At 73.4% G+C, this 636-nt stretch carries 1 protein-coding gene; it reads right to left on the bottom strand.

Annotated features, from left to right (window positions below; all coding sequences use genetic code 11):
* Window positions 1-616, bottom strand: a 616-nt coding sequence (locus tag CCN72_RS37765) for an MFS transporter (RefSeq protein WP_143664374.1), incomplete at its 3' end; no start/stop codon positions are given.
* Window positions 617-636 lie beyond the last annotated feature (20 nt).

The raw sequence follows: 636 nt of genomic DNA, 5'->3' as shown, positions 1-636 counted from the left end.
GCGCGAAGGCGGTCAGGAAGCCGAACACGCCCCGGAAGCCGACGCTCATGGCGAGGGCGGGCAGCGCGAGCGCGCCGATGGCACCGCCGAGGGGGACGGCCGCCACCCGCAGGCTGATGGCGAAGCCGTGGTTGCCGGGCGGGAACCAGCCGAGGACCGCCCGCCCTGAGGCGCTGTTCACACAGCCGCCGAGGGCGCCGGCCAGCAGCAGGACGGCGGACAGCAGCCAGGAGGGCGGGGTGTAGCCGCCGGTGGGCACGAGGAAGGCGGTGGCCGCCGCGAGGCACGCGGTGGTGCCGGCCAGCCCGGTGATCAGCACCATCCGTTCGCCGAAGCGGTCGGTGAGCAGCCCCCAGATGATCTCGGTGACGGCCGCTCCGCAGGTCAACGCGGCGAGGACGAGGCCGAGTTGGCCGGTGGAGTAGCGGTAGTCGCTCTGGAGGACCGCGCTGGCCATGGGGATGCCCTGGAAGGCCGCGCTGAAGGCCGCCTGCGCGACGACGCCGATGCCGAGGATCCCCCACTTGTAGCGGGGCGAGTGGGTCCTGCCCGACCTGCCGACGGGGAGGGGGGTCGCCGCGGGGGCGACGGGTGACGTGGTGAGCTGCTGAGACATGGTTCTGAAGGGCTTTCTGC

Source organism: Streptomyces murinus (assembly GCF_002154555.1).
GTDB classification, from domain to species: Bacteria; Actinomycetota; Actinomycetes; order Streptomycetales; family Streptomycetaceae; genus Streptomyces; species Streptomyces murinus.
The sequence above is the reverse complement of the archived record's forward strand: the minus strand, read 5'-3'. Positions and strand labels throughout refer to the sequence as shown.